This is a genomic window from Mesorhizobium sp. M7A.F.Ca.US.006.04.2.1 (assembly GCF_004022915.1).
GTDB classification, from domain to species: domain Bacteria; phylum Pseudomonadota; class Alphaproteobacteria; order Rhizobiales; family Rhizobiaceae; genus Mesorhizobium; species Mesorhizobium ciceri.
The window spans coordinates 1-3,090 of record NZ_RZQA01000775.1; the positions used below are offsets into that span (position 1 = coordinate 1).

The window sequence follows — 3,090 nt, forward strand, 5'->3', positions numbered from 1 at the left end:
TGTTTGTTCTGGCCACGTCCAATCCGTTCATCCGGCTCAATCCGGCGCCGATCGAAGGCCGCGATCTCAACCCGATCCTGCAGGATCTCGGCCTCGCCACCCCCCCGCCGTTCCTCTATCTCGGCTATGTCGGCTTCTCGATCTGTTTTTCCTTCTCGGTCGCCGCTCTCATCGAAGGCCGCATCGACGCGTCCTGGGCGCGCTGGGTGCGGCCGTGGACGCTGGTCGCCTGGATGTTCCTGACCGGCGGCATCGCCATGGGATCGTACTGGGCCTACTATGAACTTGGCTGGGGCGGTTTCTGGTTCTGGGATCCAGTCGAGAACGCGTCTTTCATGCCGTGGCTGGCGGGCACCGCGCTGCTCCATTCGGCCATTGTCATGGAAAAGCGCTCGGCGCTGAAGATCTGGACGCTGCTGCTCGCCATCCTGACCTTTTCGCTGTCGCTGCTCGGCACCTTCCTCGTGCGTTCGGGCGTGCTGACCTCGGTGCACGCCTTTGCCACCGATCCGACCCGGGGCGTGTTTATCCTGTGCATCCTGACGCTGTTTATCGGCGGCTCGCTGGCGCTGTTTGCGCTGCGCGCTTCCCGGTTGACGACCGGCGGCCTGTTCCACCCGATTTCCCGAGAAGGGGCACTCGTCCTCAACAATCTGTTCCTGACCACGGCGACGGCGACCGTGCTTGTCGGCACACTCTATCCGCTCGCTGTCGAAGCCTTTTCAGCCGACAAGATCTCGGTCGGCGCGCCGTTCTTCAATCTCACCTTCGGGCCGCTGATGGTGCCGCTGCTGCTCGTGGTTCCGTTCGGGCCGTTGCTGGCCTGGAAGCGCGGCGATGTTTTCGCCGTCGCGCAGCGCCTGATGGTGGCCTTTGCAGCGGCGCTGCTGGCGACGCTGGTCACCGCTCTGTTCATCGACGGAGCCTCGGTGTTCGCAGCCCTGGGCGTAGGCCTTGCCGTCTGGCTGATCCTTGGCGCGCTCACCGATCTCGCCGTCAAATCCGGCTTTCGGACCGTCGCAACGGGGATCATGGTCCGGCGCTTGCTCGGCTTGCCGCGCTCGGTCTTCGGCACAGCCTTCGCTCACCTCGGCCTCGGCCTGACCACGCTCGGCATCGTCGGCACACTTTGCTTCGGCACCGAGAAGATCCTGTCGATGCATGCCGGCGAGACCGTCGAACTGTCCGGCCATACGCTGCGTTTCGTCGGGCTTTATCCGGCCCAGGGACCGAATTACAGCGAGGATCGCGGCCGCTTCGAGCTGATCGGCGTCAGCGGCAGCCCTGTTGGCGAAATCAGCTCCGCCAAGCGGTTTTATCCGGTGCGGCAGATGACGACGACGGAATCCGGCATCAGGACGATCGGTTTCTCGCAGCTCTACATCTCGATCGGCGACGAGGGCAAAGACGGTTCGGTCGTCGTGCGTTTGTGGTGGAAGCCGCTGGTGACGTTGATCTGGGGCGGTGGCCTGATGATGATGGCGGGCGCGGCGATGTCGCTGATGGACCGGCGCCTGCGCGTCGGCGCGCCGTCGCGACGGCGCAAGCAGGCGAGCGTGGTGCCATCCGCGACCCTGCCATGAACGCACGGCTTTCGCTGACCTCCATTATCCTGCTGCTGGCGCTGTTTTTTGCCGGCACGGCCTTGGCGGTGAAGCCTGACGAGATGCTGCCTGATCCTGCACTTGAGGCGCGGGCTCGGGCGCTTTCGGAAGGCTTGCGCTGCATGGTCTGCCAGAACCAGTCGATCGACGAATCCGATGCCGACCTTGCCCGCGACCTGCGCGTCCTCGTGCGTCAGCGCCTCGTCGCCGGCGACACTGACCAGCAGGTCATGGACTACGTGGTTTCGCGCTATGGCGAGTTCGTGCTGCTCAAGCCGCGTTTCGACCTGCGCAATGCATTGCTGTGGGGCACGCCTGTCCTGCTGTTGCTGGTGGGAGGCGTTTTCATCGTGCTGACCGCGCGGTCGCGTCGCTCGACGGCAACCAATGCGCTGACCACTGAGGAACAGGCGGCGCTGGACAAGATACTAGGCAATTAGCTCGGCCATTCCTCCGAGGGCCAGTCCCGCGACGTGTGAATGACGCGCAGGATAACGACGCACTGACGGCCAGCAATCGGGCGCAACTCATAAGCAATGATGTACGGCAGGCGGCCGATGAACGTCTCATATGTGCCTGTTACCCGGCCTGGCCGGCCCGTCGCCATATCACCAAGGCCTCGGCCCATTTCACGAATACGATCCGCCAGGCGTGCTTGCTGTCATTTATAAAGCCTTGTGCTGAGTTGTGTACAAGATAGCGCATAGGGCATCGCGGCCAACGGGTTTGTGCGTCTCCCGACCCCAAAACATTACCAAAGTTTCATGTGTCGGAAATGGCGCTGTAATGTGCGCCACTCTAATTCTCTTGCTTGAGGATGCCCATCAGCAGCGTCCATTTGGAAAGAGGATACGAGATCCATGAATATTGCCCCCCGTTCATATTCCGTCACCCGCAAGCGTCTCATGGCTGCCGTCGCGTCTGTCGCCGTGGCCGGTGCGATCGGCGTCGGTGCGCTGACCAGCGGAACCAGCCCTGTTCTGGCCGATGCCGTGCGCGTCGAGGCGCCGCAGGTACCGGGCTTCGCCGATGTCGTCGAGCGGGTTTCTCCCGCTGTTGTCAGCGTCAAGGTCAAGGCCAAGATCAGCCCGGCCGCCGATGACGGCTCCGACCCGTCCGACGATCAGGATGGCATGAACAACCTGCCCAACAATCCGCAACTGCGCCGCTTCTTCAAGGAATTCCGCGGCTTTGGTGATCAGGACGGCCAGGGTGGCGGCAACAGGCGCTTCAGCCATCGCGACCGCAACAACGACCAGCCGCGGCCGGTTGCACAAGGGTCCGGCTTCTTCATCTCGGATGACGGCTATCTCGTCACCAACAACCACGTCGTTTCGGAAGGCTCGGCCTTCACCGTGGTGATGAATGACGGCAAGGAACTCGACGCCAAGCTGATCGGCACCGACCCGCGCACCGATCTCGCCGTGCTCAAGGTCGATGGCGTCGGCAAGTTTACCTATGTCGACTTCGCCGATGACTCCAAGGT

At 62.9% G+C, this 3,090-nt stretch carries 3 protein-coding genes and 1 pseudogene; 3 read left to right on the plus strand and 1 reads right to left on the minus strand.

The genetic code is table 11. The features are described 5' to 3' along the window. Together EN925_RS29820 and EN925_RS29825 are read left to right on the plus strand one after the other, a co-directional pair. The coding region (locus tag EN925_RS29820; protein WP_164894474.1) for a heme lyase CcmF/NrfE family subunit at positions 1 to 1,583 on the plus strand (1,583 nt) is incomplete at its 5' end. Then, positions 1,580 to 2,044: a cytochrome c-type biogenesis protein gene (locus tag EN925_RS29825; protein ID WP_013532633.1), complete on the plus strand. Its 465-nt coding sequence runs from the start codon at positions 1,580 to 1,582 to the stop codon at positions 2,042 to 2,044. The genes EN925_RS29820 and EN925_RS29825, both read left to right, overlap by 4 nt. On the opposite strand, the pseudogene EN925_RS29830 reads toward EN925_RS29825, so the two are convergent. After that, positions 2,041 to 2,259, minus strand: a pseudogene (locus EN925_RS29830) (type II toxin-antitoxin system RelE/ParE family toxin); the annotation flags it as partial. The gene EN925_RS29825 and the pseudogene EN925_RS29830 overlap by 4 nt on opposite strands. A 205-nt stretch (positions 2,260 to 2,464) precedes the next feature. Here EN925_RS29830 and EN925_RS29835 point away from each other — a divergent pair. Then, on the plus strand, positions 2,465 to 3,090 hold a 626-nt coding region (locus tag EN925_RS29835), incomplete at its 3' end, for a trypsin-like peptidase domain-containing protein (RefSeq protein ID WP_206616575.1).

What these genes read in the sequence shown, in the direction of transcription:
- EN925_RS29825 (WP_013532633.1), top strand. Translation starts at nt 1,580, where the DNA reads ATGAACGCACGGCTTTCGCTGACCTCCATTATCCTGCTGCTGGCGCTG.